General features: G+C 35.4%; 18 protein-coding genes. 13 read left to right on the top strand and 5 right to left on the bottom strand.

Annotation, left to right across the window (positions count from 1 at the left end):
* The 13 genes from DR017_RS06200 to DR017_RS06140 all read left to right on the top strand — a co-directional run bounded on the left by DR017_RS06200 (position 1) and on the right by DR017_RS06140 (position 14,242).
* Positions 1–1,674, top strand: coding sequence for a RagB/SusD family nutrient uptake outer membrane protein (locus DR017_RS06200; protein ID WP_002681464.1), 1,674 nt, complete (start codon positions 1–3; stop codon positions 1,672–1,674).
* 19 nt (positions 1,675–1,693) lie between these two features.
* Complete coding sequence (locus DR017_RS06195; RefSeq protein ID WP_002681459.1) at positions 1,694–3,172, top strand: hypothetical protein; 1,479 nt, start codon at positions 1,694–1,696, stop codon at positions 3,170–3,172.
* A 132-nt stretch (positions 3,173–3,304) separates the two neighbouring features.
* Positions 3,305–4,102, top strand: coding sequence for a hypothetical protein (locus DR017_RS06190; protein WP_002681440.1), 798 nt, complete (start codon positions 3,305–3,307; stop codon positions 4,100–4,102).
* 55 nt (positions 4,103–4,157) lie between these two features.
* Positions 4,158–5,564: an aryl-sulfate sulfotransferase gene (locus DR017_RS06185; protein WP_002681471.1), complete on the top strand. Its 1,407-nt coding sequence runs from the start codon at positions 4,158–4,160 to the stop codon at positions 5,562–5,564.
* A gap of 11 nt (positions 5,565–5,575) precedes the next feature.
* Entirely contained in the window at positions 5,576–7,906 is a 2,331-nt protein-coding gene (locus DR017_RS06180; protein ID WP_002681432.1) for a glycoside hydrolase family 20 protein, read from the top strand.
* A 577-nt stretch (positions 7,907–8,483) separates the two neighbouring features.
* Complete coding sequence (locus DR017_RS06175; RefSeq protein WP_002681467.1) at positions 8,484–9,131, top strand: hypothetical protein; 648 nt, start codon at positions 8,484–8,486, stop codon at positions 9,129–9,131.
* A 10-nt stretch (positions 9,132–9,141) separates the two neighbouring features.
* Positions 9,142–10,152, top strand: coding sequence for a tetratricopeptide repeat protein (locus tag DR017_RS06170; RefSeq protein WP_040361750.1), 1,011 nt, complete (start codon positions 9,142–9,144; stop codon positions 10,150–10,152).
* Between the two features lie 3 nt (positions 10,153–10,155).
* Positions 10,156–10,728 (top strand): tetratricopeptide repeat protein, encoded by a 573-nt coding sequence (locus DR017_RS06165; RefSeq protein WP_002681453.1) that lies wholly within the window; start codon positions 10,156–10,158, stop codon positions 10,726–10,728.
* Between the two features lie 11 nt (positions 10,729–10,739).
* Positions 10,740–11,549 (top strand): hypothetical protein, encoded by an 810-nt coding sequence (locus tag DR017_RS06160; RefSeq protein WP_002681419.1) that lies wholly within the window; start codon positions 10,740–10,742, stop codon positions 11,547–11,549.
* Between the two features lie 11 nt (positions 11,550–11,560).
* Positions 11,561–12,514 carry a hypothetical protein gene (locus tag DR017_RS06155; protein ID WP_002681423.1) on the top strand — a complete coding sequence of 318 codons (954 nt, stop codon included), beginning with the start codon at positions 11,561–11,563 and terminating at the stop codon, positions 12,512–12,514.
* 11 nt (positions 12,515–12,525) lie between these two features.
* On the top strand, positions 12,526–13,350 hold the full coding sequence (locus DR017_RS06150) for a hypothetical protein (RefSeq protein ID WP_002681426.1): 825 nt from the start codon (positions 12,526–12,528) through the stop codon (positions 13,348–13,350).
* A 2-nt stretch (positions 13,351–13,352) separates the two neighbouring features.
* On the top strand, positions 13,353–13,709 hold the full coding sequence (locus DR017_RS06145; RefSeq protein WP_002681475.1) for a hypothetical protein: 357 nt from the start codon (positions 13,353–13,355) through the stop codon (positions 13,707–13,709).
* A gap of 11 nt (positions 13,710–13,720) precedes the next feature.
* Positions 13,721–14,242: a hypothetical protein gene (locus tag DR017_RS06140; RefSeq protein WP_002681457.1), complete on the top strand. Its 522-nt coding sequence runs from the start codon at positions 13,721–13,723 to the stop codon at positions 14,240–14,242.
* 97 nt (positions 14,243–14,339) lie between these two features.
* Here DR017_RS06140 and creD read toward each other — a convergent pair whose 3' ends face one another.
* From creD to DR017_RS06115, 5 genes are all read right to left on the bottom strand, one after another.
* Entirely contained in the window at positions 14,340–15,686 is a 1,347-nt protein-coding gene (creD, locus tag DR017_RS06135) for a cell envelope integrity protein CreD (protein ID WP_002681489.1), read from the bottom strand.
* A gap of 146 nt (positions 15,687–15,832) precedes the next feature.
* Positions 15,833–16,135 (bottom strand): winged helix-turn-helix domain-containing protein, encoded by a 303-nt coding sequence (locus DR017_RS06130; protein ID WP_002681450.1) that lies wholly within the window; start codon positions 16,133–16,135, stop codon positions 15,833–15,835.
* 45 nt (positions 16,136–16,180) lie between these two features.
* Complete coding sequence (locus DR017_RS06125) at positions 16,181–16,642, bottom strand: hypothetical protein (protein WP_002681491.1); 462 nt, start codon at positions 16,640–16,642, stop codon at positions 16,181–16,183.
* 11 nt (positions 16,643–16,653) lie between these two features.
* Entirely contained in the window at positions 16,654–17,400 is a 747-nt protein-coding gene (locus DR017_RS06120; protein ID WP_002681478.1) for a hypothetical protein, read from the bottom strand.
* A 6-nt stretch (positions 17,401–17,406) separates the two neighbouring features.
* Entirely contained in the window at positions 17,407–18,021 is a 615-nt protein-coding gene (locus DR017_RS06115; RefSeq protein ID WP_002681439.1) for a hypothetical protein, read from the bottom strand.
* Positions 18,022–18,198: the final 177 nt, after the last annotated feature.

The raw sequence follows: 18,198 nt of genomic DNA, 5'->3' as shown, positions 1-18,198 counted from the left end.
ATGAAAACGAATTATAAACTATATACATTAGTAGGCCTCTTAGGATTATCATTTACAGCTTGTGAACTGAAAGAAGACTTAAGTTCGGTTTACAATAAGGATAACGCCTATACTACTGAAGAAAATGCACAAGAAGGGGTAAACGGAATTTATCGCTATCTTCTTGGAGCTACACACACAAGCAATTTCTACATCAACGATATGTCTACCGATGATTGTTATAAAGAAGGTATCGCTTTTGAAATTTATAACGAAAACGGACTTTCAGGAAATGTGGAACTCGCGAGATGTTATAACGGAAACTGGCAAATGATAGGTTGTGCTAACACAGCTATCGACAATATAACAATGATTCCTGAATCTCGTTTCAAAACGGCTGATAAAAAACCTGAGCTTTTAGCCGAAGCTCGCTTTATGCGTGCCTTCGCTTTCTATCAGCTTACAAATGCTTTCTACAGAGTACCTCTCATTACCAATGGTTTCTACGATTCTAATGCCAACCCTACTTTGGCTACAGTAGATGAATTAGACGACCAAATAGAACAAGATTTGCTCATCGCTATCAATAACCTCCCCGATCAGTGGAGTGCAAGCGAAGAAGGTGGCAATGGTCGCCCTACCAAGGGAGCTGCTTATGGTTACTTAATGCGTCTTTATATGCGTAAAGCTGGTCGTTTGCGTGAAGAAGGTAAAGATGCTACCGCCGCTTGGCAAGCTGCCTTAACTTATGCCGATCTTGTAATTGCTTCTGGCAAATATGCCTTGCAAACCAAAGTGTTTGATGTGTTCGACCCTTCCAAAAAAGAAACATTGAACAATAACGAAATTATATTTGCTATTCGCGCAAGTGATAAGGTACCTTCCGGTTCTTCCGATTTAGCTTTGTATTTCACCCCTTGGGAATACGATATGGGATGGAACAATATCAATATGCCTTTGGAATTGTATTGGAAATTCCACAGCGACGACCAACGTTTGAAAGAGCTAATTGTAACCTCTTACGACAATGTGTACGGGAAACCTATTAAGTATGTATCTCCTAAACTTAGTGAAGTAGGAACACTTAGAAATGAAGCAAGTAATCCTCAAATAGTTGAAAATGATGCAGTATATACTAAAAAATACAAATATACCAAAACAGGCTCTTACAACTACAATACACCTAACAACCTCATACTATTGCGTTATGCCGATGTATTGCTATGTAAAGCCGAAATCTTAAACGAACTCAATGGCCCTAATCAAGAATCAGTTGATTTAATCAATAAGATTCGCGAACGTGCTTTCGAAAACAGTACTCACAATTATACTTTAGCTAACTTCCCTTCTAAAGAAGAGTTGAGAAGCAAATTGTGCGACGAACGCTTATTTGAACTTAATATGGAAGGTGTACGCCGCGTAGACCTTATCCGTATGGGATTGTGGAAAGACCGCTTAGATACTTATATGGACACTGTAAAACAAAAATTTGAAGCTAAAGAAGCTAATCTCAATGCTAGAAGAGACCCTAATAAAGTACCTAACCCTTATGATTTAAGCCCTCAATGGAAAGTATATCCTAAGTTTAGCAATCCATTGAAAACTTACGACAAACGTAGATATTATCCTATACCAGGGGTATATAGCAACAAATACCCCGATTTGCAAAACAATCGTTCTTTTAGAGAACAATAATTTTAAAATGTAAACTAATATGAAAACCTATACAAAACCCATACTAATGGCAGCAGCTATCCTGAGTTTGAATAGCTGTAGCAAAAGCGATGTAGATGGGCGCTTTAGCGACAATCCTAAAAGTGAAATAGGCACCCCTCAAAAGGGAACTGCTAATACCGCCAATCAACTCAAATGGAATTTCGACAATACCGACGATTGGATTAATGCCAGTCAAGGTGATAATGCTAATATTTCACAAACCTCTGTGGAGAACAATACCGATGCTGAAGATGGTAAAGTAGTGAAAATATTCACTAATTTAGCTAGTAAAGAACGTAAAAAACTAAAAACTAAAAAACAATACGGAGCTGGTCTCTATACGTGGCGTACCTATATTTCCGATTTAGGAACTAATGAACGCGTGAGTATAGGCTCTTGGTTGTGGAATAGCGATAAACACGAACTTGATTTCGAGGTAGGATCTGGTACTAGCAAAGACCGTGATCTTTTAAAAACCGCTGATGATGAAGTGATTGCTTATATCACCAGTCAGGACAATCCTGCTCTACACCAAAAGATTAAAATCAAGAAAAATGCTTGGCACACCTTCCAAATCGATTTACAATTAGTAGGCAACAAGTATTTCGCTACTTGGCTCATTGATGGAGTGAAATGTGCTGCTCAGCAACTAAACTACGGACAAGAACACCCTTTCCACATCTTCTGTAGTACAGAAAACTTAAAGTTCGTAGGTGATAACTGGCCTTATAAAGATAATTATGGGTTATGGGATTATGTAACTTATACCCCTTATACATATTCTATAGCCCCTACAGAACCTCAAAACCAAATCAATCCAAAAGACCCTGAACCAGAACCTGATACTGGAGAAACAAAAGTATGGACATTTAAAAACTTCCCTAATGATTGGGGAAAATGGGCAAGAGCTAATGTAGAAGTTAATAATAAAATAGAGAATGGAAAATTAGTACTTACAACTTCTGCCAACTGTAGTGTTTCAAAAATATTTAATAAAACTCAGGCTGGTTATGGTAAATACACTTGTTCTATTCGTTTGCCAGAAGTAAATAAATCTGCTAAGATACAATTAGGTATGACTTTCTACAATGAGTCTCCGGAACGTTTCTTTATAATGATGGCTCGTTATGGAGATGAAGCAGAACGTAAACGCTTAGGTGCCAAAACAGGAGAATTGCTACTATTTGTACAATCTGTATCACCCGCTATAGAAGAGTATGTAGCTGTATTAAAACCTAATAAAGACTACAAATTTACTATCGACCTTAAAAAAGTAGGTAATAATTATGGCGTTGAATTTTCTCTTGATCAAAATGTTGTAAAAAGTTTAGCTGTAGCTAACTTTGGAGAAGACCAAATGAAATTTGAATGGAGTCTTTCAGCAGAATCTAATAGAGGAAGTTGGTTGCCAGGTGAAACCCTAGTAGATGGTGAGTATAGTGCTACTTTCAACTTTATTGAATATACCGCCTATTAGTAGTGAGTCAATGTTTATCTCTATAAATGGCAAATTGATTTTTTCCAGAGGCTGTCTCGCCTCCAATAATGAGACAGCCTCTGTTTTTAAAATAAAAGCTTAAAAGTGTTTTGAATACAAAAAATTAAACCTATGCAACGGATAAATCTATTTTTAATGATTGTGTGCTTAACGGCTTTTATAAGTTGTAGCAAGCAAGTCAGTGATATTCCTGAGGTAACCATTGATAAAACCAAAGTGATGCAATGGGATTTCAAAACGCTTGATGGTTGGTTATTAGGTAATCAAGATGAGGATTATCCGCAGGGGAAAGATAAAGAAACTTATGCTAAGGTAGTGGGAGATTCTTATGCCGAAGATGGTTGGGCTCTAAAAATATGGACAAAAGCTCACACTGAACAACGCAAAAAACAAAAAACTACACATCGTTATGGTGCAGGCATTTATACTTGGCGCGCTTACATTCCCCCAATGGAAACAAGTGCTTGGGCAAGTATAGGCTCTTTCTTATATAACAGTGAAGGTCACGAAATAGATTTTGAAGTAGGCTCGGGTGATGCCAAACGCAGAAAGAAGTTAGGCGCAAAAGAGGGACAGGTAGTAGTTTTTATGACTAGCCAAAATAATCCTTGGGCGCAAAATGCTGAGGTACTTATAGACAGCGACCAATGGCACACTTTTCAGATTAAATTAACTATCAATCCGCAGAATGACCATTATATTGCTACGTGGCTCATCAATGGAGTACAATACCTTCAAAAGGAACTCAACTATGGGCAACAGTATCCTTTCCGTATTTTTTGTAGTGTAGAAAATATAGATTTTATAGGCGACCATATTCCTACCAAAGATCATTATGCTTTATGGGATTATGTAATGTATGAGCCTTTTGCTAATGCTATTGAACCTGTAAATCCCGATAAAGAATAACACTTTTCCTTATTAAAACAATTAACTTAGAGAAAAACAACAAAGATTTAAAAATATGAAAAAGTCAATCATTATTTTGTTTTTAGCCATAGGTGGATTATTAGTTTCTTGTAAAAAAGACGATTCATTACCCCCTTCTCATCAGGGTAGCCTTACCGCTTTTGAGGTAGCTTTGAGTAAAACTAATAATCTTCGTGCTGAAGTAACTGCTACTTTTAGCACCGAAACTTCCTATCATATTGCTTATTGGGAGACTGCAAACCCTCAAAAAGTACAACAAACTAACACCTATAAAGCTACGGGCATTACTCACAAAACACTCTTGTTTCTCAAGCCCAATACCGACTATACCTGCCAAATTATTACCACAACAGGTATAAAATCACCTCTAAAAACTTTTAAAACCAAAAGTATAGAGACTTTTTTGCCTAATGCAACCTTGTTAGAAGACAAATTTAAAGAAAAAATAGAGGGTTTCTTATTAGCTAACAATCGCAGCTCAAAACATATCTACCTAATGGATATGAACGGAACTGTAGTGTGGTATGAACCTGTGCCTGATACTCCTGCTGTTGTGAACTACGACTCTCGCACACAGCGTTTCTACTTGCTCACCGATGCCCCTGGAGAAGGATTATTTGTATTCAATTCTAAAAAACTAAAAATAATAGACCTCTTTGGCAACATCGAATTGGAAAAAGAATTTGCCTCTATCCCCGAACTGAACAACCGCGAAGTACATCACGAATGCCGTCCCCTCCCCGATGGCAATATAGGCTTAGTAACCTATATTCATCAAACAGTAGACCTCAGTTCTAAAGGAGGCTCTCAAACCGATACTGTAACAGGTGATGGTTTTGTGATTATGACCCCAAAGGGTGAAATTGTAAAAACGTGGAGCTGTTTCGACCACCTAAATCCGATTGACTATCCTAATATAGCCCAAAAGAAAATAAAAGAAGACTGGATACACGCCAATTCCATCGATCAAGATAGTGAAGGCAATTACTATATGACCACCAATCGCGATAGTGAACTCTGGAAAATCAATGGTAAAACAGGCGAATTGATGTATCGCGTAGGTGAAAACGGCACCATCAAACCTACCGAAAAGCTTTTATCTCACGGTATCCATTGTGCTATAGTACAAGCGCCTAACGAAGTATTAGTGATAGACAATGCTCGCAACAACCAATTTACTGGTTCAAGAGCTCTTATTTATAATGTGAACGAACAAATGAAAACTGTGAGTGTTCCTTTGGAAGTTGCTTTGCCTAAGGGAATGTCCTCTGGCACTCGTAGTAATGTACAATTTATAGATAATCAGCACGTACTTTTTGCGTTGAGTACTCAAAAACAAGTACTCATTACTAATAGAAGTACTCCGCTCGAAATAAAACGCACTCTTTCGTTGCCTTATACCTTTTATCGTGTAACCTATATACCAACAATCCAATATTAAACAACTTTCCAATGAAAAAACTTTTATTCAGCACGCTTGCCTTATGTTTAATGGCTTGCTGTGAAGAAACAAAACCTGTAGTGAATTACGAGGTAATTCCACTACCACAATCTATTCAGTACACTAAGCAGCAACCTTTTGTATTAGATGCTAAAACAGTAATTACTTATCCGCAAGGCAACACTTTACAGGAAAAGAATGCTTCCTTTTTAGCTTCTTATATCCAAGAACTTTCAGGAATGCCTATAAAAACACAAGCCGGAGTAACCAATGGCAAACGCATTATATTGAAAACCGATTTGCGAAATGCAAACCAAGAGGCTTATCAGCTCACTGTAACAAGCGACCAAATCACTATTGATGGAGCAAGCCCTGCCGGTGTGTTCTATGGTATTCAAACTTTGCGCAAATCTATTGATGTAACTCACCCCAAAGCCTTAGTTTTTCCAACCGTAGTTATAAACGATGCTCCCCGCTTTGCTTATCGCGGAATGCACTTTGATGTGAGTCGCCATTTCTTTACTGTAGATTTTATCAAGCAGTATATTGATATACTCGCTCTGCACAACCTCAATAAGTTTCATTGGCATCTCACCGACGACCAAGGTTGGCGTATTGAAATCAAAAAATACCCTCGCCTTACTGAGGTAGGTTCAATGCGTAAAGAAACGCTTATCGGGCATTTGCTCAAAGATAAACCCCATCAATTCGACGGCAAACCCTATGGCGGATACTACACTCAAGAGCAAATAAAGGAAATTGTAAAATACGCTCAAGACCGCTATATCACCATTATCCCCGAAATTGATATACCTGGGCATACTCTCGCTGTACTCACCGCTTATCCTGAGTTAGGTTGTACCGGTAAAGACTATGCTGTGGGTACTAAATGGGGCGTTTTTGACGATGTGCTTTGTGCAGGTAACGAAGCATCTTATAAATTTTTAGAAGACGTTTTTGATGAACTTACCGAACTTTTTCCTTCTAAATACATTCATATAGGAGGTGATGAGTGTCCCAAAACACGTTGGAAAGAATGTCCTAAATGTCAGGCTAAAATCAAAGCTTTGGGTTTAAAAGGCGATGGAGAACACACTGCCGAGCAACAATTGCAAGGTTATGTGGTATCACGTATAGAGCAATTCCTTAAAACTAAAGGCAGGGAAGTAATAGGTTGGGACGAGATTTTAGAGGGTAACAACATCTCACAAGATGCGATTGTAATGTCTTGGCGAGGTACTGAAGGAGGTATTGCTGCAGCGCAACGTCACAACCGCGCTATTATGACCCCTCACTACAGTTTGTATTTCGACTATAATCAAGGAGAAGACCCTACCAAAGAACCGCTTTCCATAGGTGAATACCTCCCTGTAAAAAAGGTGTATGACTACGAGCCTATCGACCCTAAACTCACTCCTGAACAAGGTAAATACATCTTAGGAGCACAAGCCAATTTATGGACAGAATACATCGCGAGCCCTGCACACGCTCAATATATGCTCTTACCCCGATTAGCTGCCTTAGCCGAAGTGCAATGGACAGCTCCCGAGAAAAAGAATTTTCCTAATTTCCTAAAACATTTGGGGAACCTGCTAAACTATTATCAGTTAAAAGGTTATCACTACGCCAAACACATAATGGGAGTTACCCCTATAATCCAACCAGCTGCCAATAAAGACGGCATTCAAGTAGAGCTCCTCACCGTAGGTGATGGCAAAGTGTACTACACTACCGATGGCTCTACCCCCAATGCGAACAAAACACTCTACACCCAACCTATTAAGTTGAGCAATGAGTTACTACTCAAAGCTGTTGCTGTACATAAGGATACTATAAGCGGAGTATTTAGCTATCAATCCTTATTCAACAAGGCTACTTACAAAAAAATACAATTACTCACCGAAACCAACCCTAAATATACTTTTGGAGGAGCTACAGCCTTAGTCGATGCCCAAATAGGTGAAGATTCATATATCGATGGACATTGGGTAGGTTTCCCCGGTCGTGTAGGAGTAGAAGCAGTGATTGATTTGGGTAAAGAAGAAGAAATCAGCAATTTAAAAGCAGGTAGCTTAGCCGATACCCCTAACTGGATATTCCCTGCCTCAGAAGTTGCTATTTATAGTTCCCCCGATGGCAAAAACTTCCAACTCATCGCTCAGCAACCTTTGAAGATTGCCGAAAAAACCGACCCTATCAAGCGAGTACCTATCAGTTTAAATTTTGCTAAAACTAAAACCCGCTATGTAAAAGTAGTGCTCAAAGGTACTATAATCCCCGAATGGCACGAAGGTAAAGGCACCCCTGCCCTACTCTTTGTAGATGAAATCCAACTAAATTAAATACTTTAGAAGATACATTTTTCATACGTAATATTGCTTTTATTTAAAAATTGTGTAATTACACAATGAGGGCTGCCGGATTTTTCTGGCAGCCCTTTTTTTAATTTGCACCTGATACCTATCACCTGACACCTGATACCTGATACCTGACACCTCTTTTACTTTGGCAAAGTTACTCTCCTCCCGCAACACTTACTAACTATTGACTTTTAATCACTTACGATTTTACTACCAAAAATAAATGTTAAAATTCTTGTGTAGCGTAAAAATTGTTCATACTTTTACAGCCGAATTAGACAACTGAGAACAATTTAAACATTATTCAATTGTGTTTAAATAACTATTAAAAGACATAAATAATATTAGCGTTTCGCTTTACATTTTCCTATCATAGAAAAACGACCAATTTTTTTTGATGTAAATAGGAAAGTAAAAGTGGAAATGCCTGCGATTACGTGGGCATTCCTTTTGCTTATTTACATCAGCCTTTGGTCGGGCATTCTATGATAAGTAAACAAGGAATGCACCGCGTTTTTTTATGCAGTAGAATGAATATAATGTTAAAAACAAAAATACTATGAATGATTTTATAGCCAAACTATTAGACCATAAACAACCTATGGAAATAACTCCAGAAAGGACTTCTGTAGTTATGATAAATTTGAAAACAGCTCGTCTCTTATGTGGTAGAAATATAGAAACAGGAGATAAACTAACTGACAAAGACAAAAAAGTTTTAGAAATTCGGGAAGCACTTTGGAAAGAAGGTTTAGGTTATTCCTATTTTTCGGGCATTATGTGTTATCTTGTCTTGTTAGAGCAATTAGGACAAATCTTTAATCCTTCTACTACTCAGGAAAACGCTATCTACAAAGTTTTAAAAACTTACAACAATGTAGCAAATAGTGATGAAAATTATACCTTAGTAGGACTTAGAAATGCTTTAGCTCATAATGGGGGCTTGGTTAGCAAAAGTGATAATTACCCTAAAAAATTTGTACTTAGCTTAGAGGAAAGTAACAAAGTGGTTGAACTTCCTCAAGAGAATTGGGATAACAACTATTCCAATAAAAGTGAAGACTGCAATACAATTATTTATGTAAATAATTTTATCAATTTAGTAGAAGACATCTTTAGAAGAGTCAAAGAAGATGCAATAAATGGAAGTCTTACTTCTATAGATGAACAAGAAATAAAATCAAGATTTACAGTAATTAACGGATAAAAAATAACTTATGGAAATTATAGTCATAATTTTACTAATAGCAATGGTTGTTGTTATGTATGGTATTTTTCAAAATTTATTTGGCTCTTCAGAAGAGATTACAGTAATAGAAGAAATACCCTCTCCTCCTAAGGATTTAAAAGAGGTAATGGCTCAAATGCAAAGTGAAAAACTTTTTAAACAAGCAATATCTTTAACAGAACAGAACAATTACACTGAAGCATTACCTATTTTAGAACAAGCCGCTAACTTAGGGAATGTAGAAGCTATGTGCCTATTAGGTGATTTGTATAGTGAAGAAAAGGGAGTTGAATGTGATTTACAAAAGTCTTATGAGTATTACATTCAAGCTGCTGAAAAAGAATTTCCAAAAGCACAATACAAATTAGGTATGCTGCTATTTGAAAAGAATGACACATATAAAGCTCAACTCTGGATAGAAAAATCTGCCCAAAATGGATATCCCGAAGCTCTTGAAATTTTAAAAAGAATGGGGATTAATATAACTCCCATAAGAAAAGATGAAACAACCTTAGATAGAGGGAGCAATAGTATTGGGAACAATAGTATTGAAAGTATGCGTAATAGAGGATTACTTAGCAATGTATTTGTATCTACTTTATTGTTAGGTATTACTCTTTGGATAGTATTTTTTATGTTAGGACTACTTGTTCTAAACTCAACTAATTATGATAATTATATTTATAAAAACGACTCTTATATAAGAGAAGAGGCAGCTGTAATAGCTTCTATCACAGCTCTTATAGGAAGTGCCATTGGTTTGATATGTATGATTATTGCTTACTTTAAACCAAAAGTATCCTCTTTTGCTTATGCTATAGTAATATTTTTATTAGCATGGATACCAACATTAGTAATATTCTTTATAAATTCAGGCTTTTCACATGAAGATGATACTATAGGATTTTTTGGGCTAACTTTTGTCTATATAATATCGTTGGTTATTATAAGTATGTTTATCCATTTATCTAAAAGTAAAAAACCTATCATAAATTTTTAAGATATGAAAAGGATATTACTATTTTTCAGCTTTTTCTACATAGTTTTGCTCTCAGCACAAAAAGTAAACATAGATCTACTCACTGAAGATGCAACAAAAGGTAATGTAGAAGCTCAGTTTTATTTGGCTACACTTTACTATTTAGGAGGAGATGATGTAGAAAAATCTCCCGAAGATGCCGTTTATTGGTTTGCCAAAGCAGCAGAAAAAGGAAATGCACTTGCTCAACTTGGGTTAGGTGAATGTTATCGAGAAGGTGTAGGAGTAGAGCAATCTCATTCAAAATCAGCTTATTGGTACAGAAAATCAGCACAACAAGGTAATTATAGTGCTCAATTCAATATTGGTTATTACTATAGCGAAGGGATTGGTGTAGAGCAATCTGATAGTAAAGCTTTCTATTGGTGGAAAAAAGCGGCAGAACAAGGAGATGCAAAAGCTCAGAATAACTTAGCTGCTTGCTATTATCTTGGAAAAGGAGTTGAAAAGTCTAAAAGTAAAGCTATATTTTGGCTACGTAAGGCTTGTGAAAACTTCAATGACAAAGCTTGTGAAATGTTAAACCAAATAAAATAAATATCATAACAATGAAAAAAGTATTGTTTATCTGCATGTTACTTGCTTTGGTTTCTTGTGAATCAGAAGAAACTAAAATCAACAAAGCAAAAGAAGTTGTTAGTCTTTTTGCAAGTAATACCGCGTTTGAAAATTTAGAAAAGTTGCCTCTATACTATCCTGATATAAAAAAAATTGAAGGACGTTTTTTGGCACTAAAAGATTTTCAATTATTAAATGCTGTACTAAATGAGAGAACAATTTCTGTAATAGGAAAAGCTCAAGGAAATGAAGTACTTTTCGAAGTTGAAAAGAAAAACGGAAAGTATATTATTACAAAAACCAAAGGGCTTTCTATGTTTGTATATTCTGAACTTTACAAATACTGCAAACAAATTGGTTGTATAAAAGATGATAACTACGACATTGAAATCTCTAAAATTTGCTTTGAAAAACGATTTGAGTTTAATAGCTTAGTGGAGAGCATTAAAAGAGAAATCGAACAAAATGTTCGTTTGGAAAATCACACTGTTCAAGGTGGATATGGATATGTTACAGGGAATATTACCTACAAAAATTACTCAAATTTTACGATCCCTCGTGATACATACAATTTATATGTTGAGTATCTTAACAGCAAAGGAAAAGTACTTTTTAAGGAAAAAACTGTTGAATTTACTACACTAACTTATGGTGAAAGTAATACAACTTGGGTATCGAAAGATGTTCAAGGAGCAAGCAAAATAGCTGTTTCATTAGAAATAACAAACACTGATTTTATTGAAAAAATACTAGCCGAACACGCAAAGGGAAGCGATTGTACCTATTCTAATAACCTATAAAATTAAGAACAATGAAAAAAATATTATTTTTAATAGTGTGCTTTTTGCCTTTTGTTGTAGCTTGCACACAAGAAAATAAAATAAAGAATGATCTAACTGAACTCGAATTGAAAGATAAGGTCAAATCCTTAAGAATTATCAATTATGAACCTATTGATAAATTTGGGGAGATTACAGCAGGAGAAAGATTAGAAGGCAATAGATCTTATAGTTTTAATGAACAGGGATTTATATTGTCTTTTGAAACTTTCGGAAAAGATGGAGAAATTAAAACTTCTCAAAAAATAATTTACAACGAACAAAATAAGAAAAGTGAAATACGTACTCTAAATATAGTTGATTTAGGAGATACAAAAATAAATTTTGAAAGTAAATCAGTCTACAAATATAATTCAGAAGGTAATAATGTAGAGATACTTACTTTTGCAAGAGATAAAGAAACAGCTAAAGAAGAGTATCAGTACAATTTAAAAAATGAAAAAATAGAAGGAAGAACAATATTCTTTCAAGATGATGGGAAAGAAATATTTGGAGGAAAAGAAATCTATAAGTATGATGATAAAGGCAATTTGATTGAACAAATTGGCTACTCTTCTAACGGAGATGAAACTACGAGAAGTCTTTTTGTCTACGATCAAAAAAATAATAAAGTAGAAGAGGCTTCTTATAAACAAAACACTTTGGAAGAAAAACGATTTTTCAAGTATAATAATGAAAATAGAAAAATAGAAGAGTTAGTTAATCTATCCAATTCTAAATATAAGTTGGTATTTTATTTTCAATATGATAATAATGGAAATGAATTGAGTTCTGAGGGAGTGCTTAATATGAACTTAGAAAATAGAATTCTTAGAAAAGATTCCTATAAGTATATTTATGATGATAAAGGGAATTGGACAGAGAAAATCATCTATGAAAATGGCATAGCTAAGTTTATCACAAAAAGAATTATTGAATATTACTAAAAAATACACTTATGAAACTAATATTTTTTTTGTTGAGCCTTATGGCTTTGGTAGCTTGTGAGAGCAAAAGTAGTAAAACTGACTGGGATAAACAGAATTTAAAAGGCAAGGTGAAATCCATAAAAGAAACACCTTATGAAGCTATAGGATATTCAGGTGAATATCACAAGGGAAATTTAGCTCCAAGAGGCTTTGCTAATAATGAATTTTCTTTTGACGAGACAGGAAAATTACTTAAAGAAATCTCCTATAATAAAAATGGGGGAGTCTTTAATGTTTATACTTATAATTATGATAATAAAGGACTGTTATTAAGCAAAGACACTTATGACAGCAAAGGAAATCTCGAAGAAAAATCAGTTTATAAACATGATCTTCAGGGTAATATAACAGAAGAAAACTCATATAATACTAATGGGAAATTAAAATCCAATAATTATTATATCTATAGATATGATGAAAAAGGAAATCAAGTAGAACGTTATCTATTCGTTTATGCAACAGATGAGGAAGGTAATTTTTCCTTTGATGAAAATGGCACTGCGAAAATTGAAATTATCTATAAAGAAGAAAATTCGTATGACCAAAAAGGAAATAAAATAAAAAGCACAATTCAAGATCTATTTCTTGGTAAAACAGAAATTTCCTATGAGTATGATAATAGAGGCAACTTAGTTAGAAAAATTGAAGCAGGTGGAGTATTGGACGGAAAAGAAAACGTAACTTGTAAATACAAGTTTGACAGTAAAGGCAATTGGATAGAAATGACTAAGACAATAACATCTCAAGGGCACAGTAAAAATTTAATCATAGAACGGAATATAGAATACTATTAACTATGAAAAAAATAATCTTACTCCTCACCCTATTTTTAACTTTGATTGCTTGCAACCAAAGAAAAAATTATTACAACGACAATAGCACTGATGACTATGAGGAAAACTCTACTTATGAAAAAGAAGAGAAATACCCTGATGGTACTTATGAAGCTGAAGTAGAAGTTTACAATCCTGACACGGGGCACGAAGCTACTTATACATTAGATGTAGAAGTGGAAGACGGAGAACTTACCAAAATATATTGGAATAATGGTGGATGGTTAGACGATAGCCATTTCTCTCCTGTAGACATTAGCGATGGTTCAGCCTCATTTGAGGATGATAGAGGTCGTGAATACAAAGTTGAACTCAATTAAATTCTACATCTATGAAAAACATTCTTCTTATCATTACCCTATTCACCTCCTTATCTCTCTTTTCACAAGTAAGAAAAGAAGTAGAAAATGGTATTTGGGTAACCTTCCCTAAAAATCCGCAGTACAGTGTGGCACAGGGGGCACGACAGTATATCGCACAAACAGACAACGCGGTGTGTATGGTGCAGAGTGTAGACCTACCACAACGCTCTCAGTACTTAGTTGCTGAAAGAAACTTTTCAGAAACTCAAAAAAAAGAGGTAGCGGATAGTTTTCTCAACAACTATACTCAAGGGGTGATGGCTTCCTCGGGCAATACTGCACAGATAAGCCCTATCAAAAAAGGAGCTCACTATGGTAGAAAAATAAACTATTCAGCGGTCAATCCTGCTACGGGTGAGGTTACCCAGCGCAGTAGTATAGTGCTTTTTGTCCGTGCTAAAGTAGTGTCGGTAGAATGTATAGCAATGAACAACAGCTCCAAAGCTACTACCGAGATGAATAGCTTTTTAAACTCTATTACTGTGAGATAGTATTTTACAAAACATTTAAAACTTTGCCAAAAGTCATAGCCTTTATTGCTACAACTCTTGGCAAAGTCTTTCTTACTTCTTATCTTTTATCTCTTACCTACCCCCTACTTTCCCATTCTACTTTTCGCGATACGTACATCACGATTGCTAAAATGGTGAACAAGCCAATACTACCCACTAATAAAGCATAGTTTTCAAGCTGAATAATCACATAGATAAAGCCGTAGAGTGCCGCTAATGAAAGCCCTATAAAAGTAGGGAACTTCTTATTTTTCAGTATAGAAACCGAATACAAACTGATAAGTCCTACAGTCATTACCGATGATATAAAGTAAGCAAACGAGAAACTACTGTGTTCAGTAATAGAAATAAGTAAGGTATAGAACAAGATAAGGGATAAACCTATCATTGAATATTGAAAGATATGAATCTTTATCTTGCTGATACTTTGTATCAAGAAGAATATCAAGAAAGTGAGAAAGATAACCAAATAACCGTATTTAGTAGCGCGTTCATTCTGTTGATATTGGTCTACAGGAATGATAAAATCTACATCATAAGTGTATTGCGCAATGCTTGGCAAACTTCCAAACGATTGTTGTGCAAACGGACGATTGATGTGCAACACCTTCCACGAAGCGTTAAACCCATTAGTATTTATCTGTTTGGTATAAGGCAAAAAGCCACCAGTAAAGCTGGGGTCAGCCCAATTGGAGGTAAGTGTGCCCTCTGTCGTCTTCCCGATAGGTACAATAGCTATCTTCTTGCTACCATCGTACTGCACCGTAAAACTAAACGATGGATTTGCTAAAAACTCCTGATAGTTGATAAAACCTGTTTCAAGTGAGGACACCTCATTAGCTTTACTCTCATAGTCAGAGTAATAATTCTCGTTATCACTTTGCTCATAGATAGGTTCAAAAGCGTAAGTCTTACCCCCTAATTGAATGCTTACTCCGTTTTTAATACTTGCAAGGTTAGTAGTGCGGATGAGAATTGTAGCCTTATCCCAACTGATATCCTCATTAGCAATTCCTTTAGTTGTAAAGTTAGGAGCTACATAACTACCTGTAAAATCCATAGTTGCATTAAACACCACCGACTCATAGTTATTGCGTTTCTTCACTTCAGTTTTTACATTTGAAGTATTTTTCAATTCCTCGGGGAAGAAATAAGCATATTGAGTTTCAAAAACATTTTTGTTCTTGTCGCTATACACCTTATAAGGGATTTTGAGAATAGGTCCATAGAAAAAGACCTCACGCCCCCACTTGCTATCAATCTCATTGATAACCTCCTGCTGACGTTCTTTGCGTTCTCTCACTAAGTTTTGCACTAATAAGAGCGGAATGAGCAATACCAAAGTAAGTGCCCCAATAAGCATCAAACGAAAAGTGTTTGATTGCCATACATTAGATGTTGTTGATGGTTTTTCTGGATACATAATATTTAAAATTTATAATTAATAATTAACAATTAACACTAAAGCGCTTTGTAATTCAAAGTGCGTATATAAAAAAGAAAGGAGATAATGTTACTCCTTTACGGATCGTCCTCCTTCGGGGGTTCGGGGGCAAATTGGCAAATTTCCTAATCTGCTAATTTCCCAATAATCTTCTCGAGTGCATTTAAATGTTCTTGGAAAGCCTCGCGACCCTTTTCAGTTACTTTATAACTCGTATTAGTTTTGCGCCCTATAAACGATTTTTCAATAGTGATATACTCTTCAGCTTCCAAGGCACGGGTATGGCTTGCCAGATTGCCGTCGGTTACCCCTAAGAGTTCTTTTAGAGTATTAAAGTCGGCACTGTCATTGACCATCAACACCGACATAATCGCTAAGCGAATGCGGTGGTCAAAAGCCTTATTGATATGTGCTAAAAGAGACTTCAAAATTAGATAATAGGTATTTAGGTAATAAAACCAGCAAGGGGTCTTTTAATTCTTTTTCTTTTTGGGTTCTATATAGAAATTCTTATCACTTAAAATATTAGTAATCATATATTTCCCTTTGTTATTTTTCTTCAATTGATAATCTACGCAAGTTTTCTTCTTTTCCCAGTCAGAAAGCAAAAAACATACTCTATATCTATCATTACCTAAAGAGGTAATTTTCAAACTGCGATTAAGAGTTTTTGCTTCATAGTCTTGTGCTTGTATAAAAGGGTCATATTCTGGTGAATTATCTTCGCGAGAGGGAGGAAATACTTTATTGAACAATTCCTTAGATACATATTTTAAAAATTGCTCTTCTTTCCATGAATTATCATCATATATTACTTTGTAAAACTCCTTCAAAGTAGCGATAGCCTTTTGTGTATCACTACTTTCATTTTGGGCTTTTAAAACTGTTGCTCCAATAAGGAAAAATAGTGTTGTGATAAAAATTTTTGCTTTCATAATATTTTGTTCTATCCGTCCCAACCTATATCAGTAATTTCTTTGTCGTTAAAATCTATTTCTAACGAATGGTCAGAGGTAAAAATATCTCCTGCCGAGATATGTGCCGAAACCTCTTTACCACCTACCCATATACTACCGCTATATACCTCTAAAGTGTTGTACCAATTGTCATCAGCTTGAGGTGTATATTCAGCACAATGCTCATTGTAGTAATTAATGAGTGTCGCTTTAGCATCCGAAAGCCATTCTAAATATTCATTTATACTATGCAAGCAATTTTCTAAGGAAGTTTCTTTGTTTATAAAGAATGAAAAATCCTCTCCTGCCACCTCTTTGTTAAAAATCACTACTTTTTTCGTTGAGAGCACATACTCACATTCTGACTCTAAATCTTCTACTTTCTCAAAGTCACTTGTTTTAAAGGCAGTCTGCTTTTTCTTTGCTTTCAATTTGCGAACATCCTTGATACAAAAAGTATTTTTATGCGTTTTGGCTTTATCTTCCAAAACTAATAGTTTGCTTTTCTCCTTATAATTAGTAGTATCGGCAATGCGCAAGAAAGTCTCATAAGCCGAAAGGTGGTATTCTAATAAGGTATAAGTATCAGCGAGGATACGCTCTTCCTCTTTAGTGCACTGGGTTTTAGCTTGCAAATCGTACAACAAATCGTACAATGCGATAGCTCCCTCGTGAGAACCTCCTGCTTTGCGAAAAGCATTAGAAGCATCGATATAGCGTTTTAAGATTTCAGTCATCATTTATTATTTTCGTTCATATTTGAAGTGCATAATGCCTCCATAGAGAATATGGCATACGCCAAAACCTAATGTCCAGAACAAGAGTCCGTAACCAGGAAAATATACAGCTAATAAGCCTAAAATAATTTCGGTAATACCGAGATAATGCACATCACCAAAGGTGTATTTACTCACGTTCACACACGCCAAACCGTAGAAAATAAGCGTCATAGGAGCTAACAGTCCGTAGTACTCATTTTTGATAAGCAAGACACTGAGCAAGCCTCCCGTGAGTAGTGGAATCATAAAGTTATACAATGCTCTTTTAGCAGTAGGTGTTACTAAAGTTTCGCCATTGCGTTTGGCTTTGCGCACTGAAAACAAATAAGCTGTGAGAATAGAAGCTACAAGCACTGCTAAAGCAATAGCTATAATAGCTTTAAAGGTTTTGCTTTCGATATACACATACGGATAATAGTTATAATGGTGTTGCAATAATACATACACTCCTGCTGCTCCCATAAGAGCATACACACCTGCCAATACCCCCGAAAGTCCGCTAAGCGAAAGAAAAAGGGTAGATTTACGCATCATTTGGCGTATTTCACGTAGATCCTCTAAATATTTATTTTCTTCCATAGTGAAGCACTTTGTGCTGCAAAGTAAATACTAATAGTTGTAACTGCCAAATATTTTTGAAACAATTTGTAAAAATATTTTTCTAAACACTGAATTTGAATAGGTTATAAAATTAAAAACTTTGCCAAAGGTTGTAGTAATGTGTTACAACCTTTGGCAAAGTAAAAATATTGATAT

The sequence above is a fragment of the Capnocytophaga sputigena genome (assembly GCF_900446695.1).
GTDB lineage: Bacteria > Bacteroidota > Bacteroidia > Flavobacteriales > Flavobacteriaceae > Capnocytophaga > Capnocytophaga sputigena.
The sequence above is the reverse complement of the archived record's forward strand: the minus strand, read 5'-3'. Positions and strand labels throughout refer to the sequence as shown.

Excerpts from the sequence above, each read along its gene's own strand:
- DR017_RS06200 (WP_002681464.1), top strand. The coding sequence starts at position 1 with ATGAAAACGAATTATAAACTATATACATTAGTAGGCCTCTTAGGATTA.
- DR017_RS06195 (WP_002681459.1), top strand. The coding sequence starts at position 1,694 with ATGAAAACCTATACAAAACCCATACTAATGGCAGCAGCTATCCTGAGT.
- DR017_RS06190 (WP_002681440.1), top strand. The coding sequence starts at position 3,305 with ATGCAACGGATAAATCTATTTTTAATGATTGTGTGCTTAACGGCTTTT.
- DR017_RS06185 (WP_002681471.1), top strand. The coding sequence starts at position 4,158 with ATGAAAAAGTCAATCATTATTTTGTTTTTAGCCATAGGTGGATTATTA.
- DR017_RS06180 (WP_002681432.1), top strand. The coding sequence starts at position 5,576 with ATGAAAAAACTTTTATTCAGCACGCTTGCCTTATGTTTAATGGCTTGC.
- DR017_RS06175 (WP_002681467.1), top strand. The coding sequence starts at position 8,484 with ATGAATGATTTTATAGCCAAACTATTAGACCATAAACAACCTATGGAA.
- DR017_RS06170 (WP_040361750.1), top strand. The coding sequence starts at position 9,142 with ATGGAAATTATAGTCATAATTTTACTAATAGCAATGGTTGTTGTTATG.
- DR017_RS06165 (WP_002681453.1), top strand. The coding sequence starts at position 10,156 with ATGAAAAGGATATTACTATTTTTCAGCTTTTTCTACATAGTTTTGCTC.
- DR017_RS06160 (WP_002681419.1), top strand. The coding sequence starts at position 10,740 with ATGAAAAAAGTATTGTTTATCTGCATGTTACTTGCTTTGGTTTCTTGT.
- DR017_RS06155 (WP_002681423.1), top strand. The coding sequence starts at position 11,561 with ATGAAAAAAATATTATTTTTAATAGTGTGCTTTTTGCCTTTTGTTGTA.
- DR017_RS06150 (WP_002681426.1), top strand. The coding sequence starts at position 12,526 with ATGAAACTAATATTTTTTTTGTTGAGCCTTATGGCTTTGGTAGCTTGT.
- DR017_RS06145 (WP_002681475.1), top strand. The coding sequence starts at position 13,353 with ATGAAAAAAATAATCTTACTCCTCACCCTATTTTTAACTTTGATTGCT.
- DR017_RS06140 (WP_002681457.1), top strand. The coding sequence starts at position 13,721 with ATGAAAAACATTCTTCTTATCATTACCCTATTCACCTCCTTATCTCTC.
- creD (WP_002681489.1), bottom strand. The coding sequence starts at position 15,686 with ATGTATCCAGAAAAACCATCAACAACATCTAATGTATGGCAATCAAAC.
- DR017_RS06125 (WP_002681491.1), bottom strand. The coding sequence starts at position 16,642 with ATGAAAGCAAAAATTTTTATCACAACACTATTTTTCCTTATTGGAGCA.
- DR017_RS06120 (WP_002681478.1), bottom strand. The coding sequence starts at position 17,400 with ATGACTGAAATCTTAAAACGCTATATCGATGCTTCTAATGCTTTTCGC.
- DR017_RS06115 (WP_002681439.1), bottom strand. The coding sequence starts at position 18,021 with ATGGAAGAAAATAAATATTTAGAGGATCTACGTGAAATACGCCAAATG.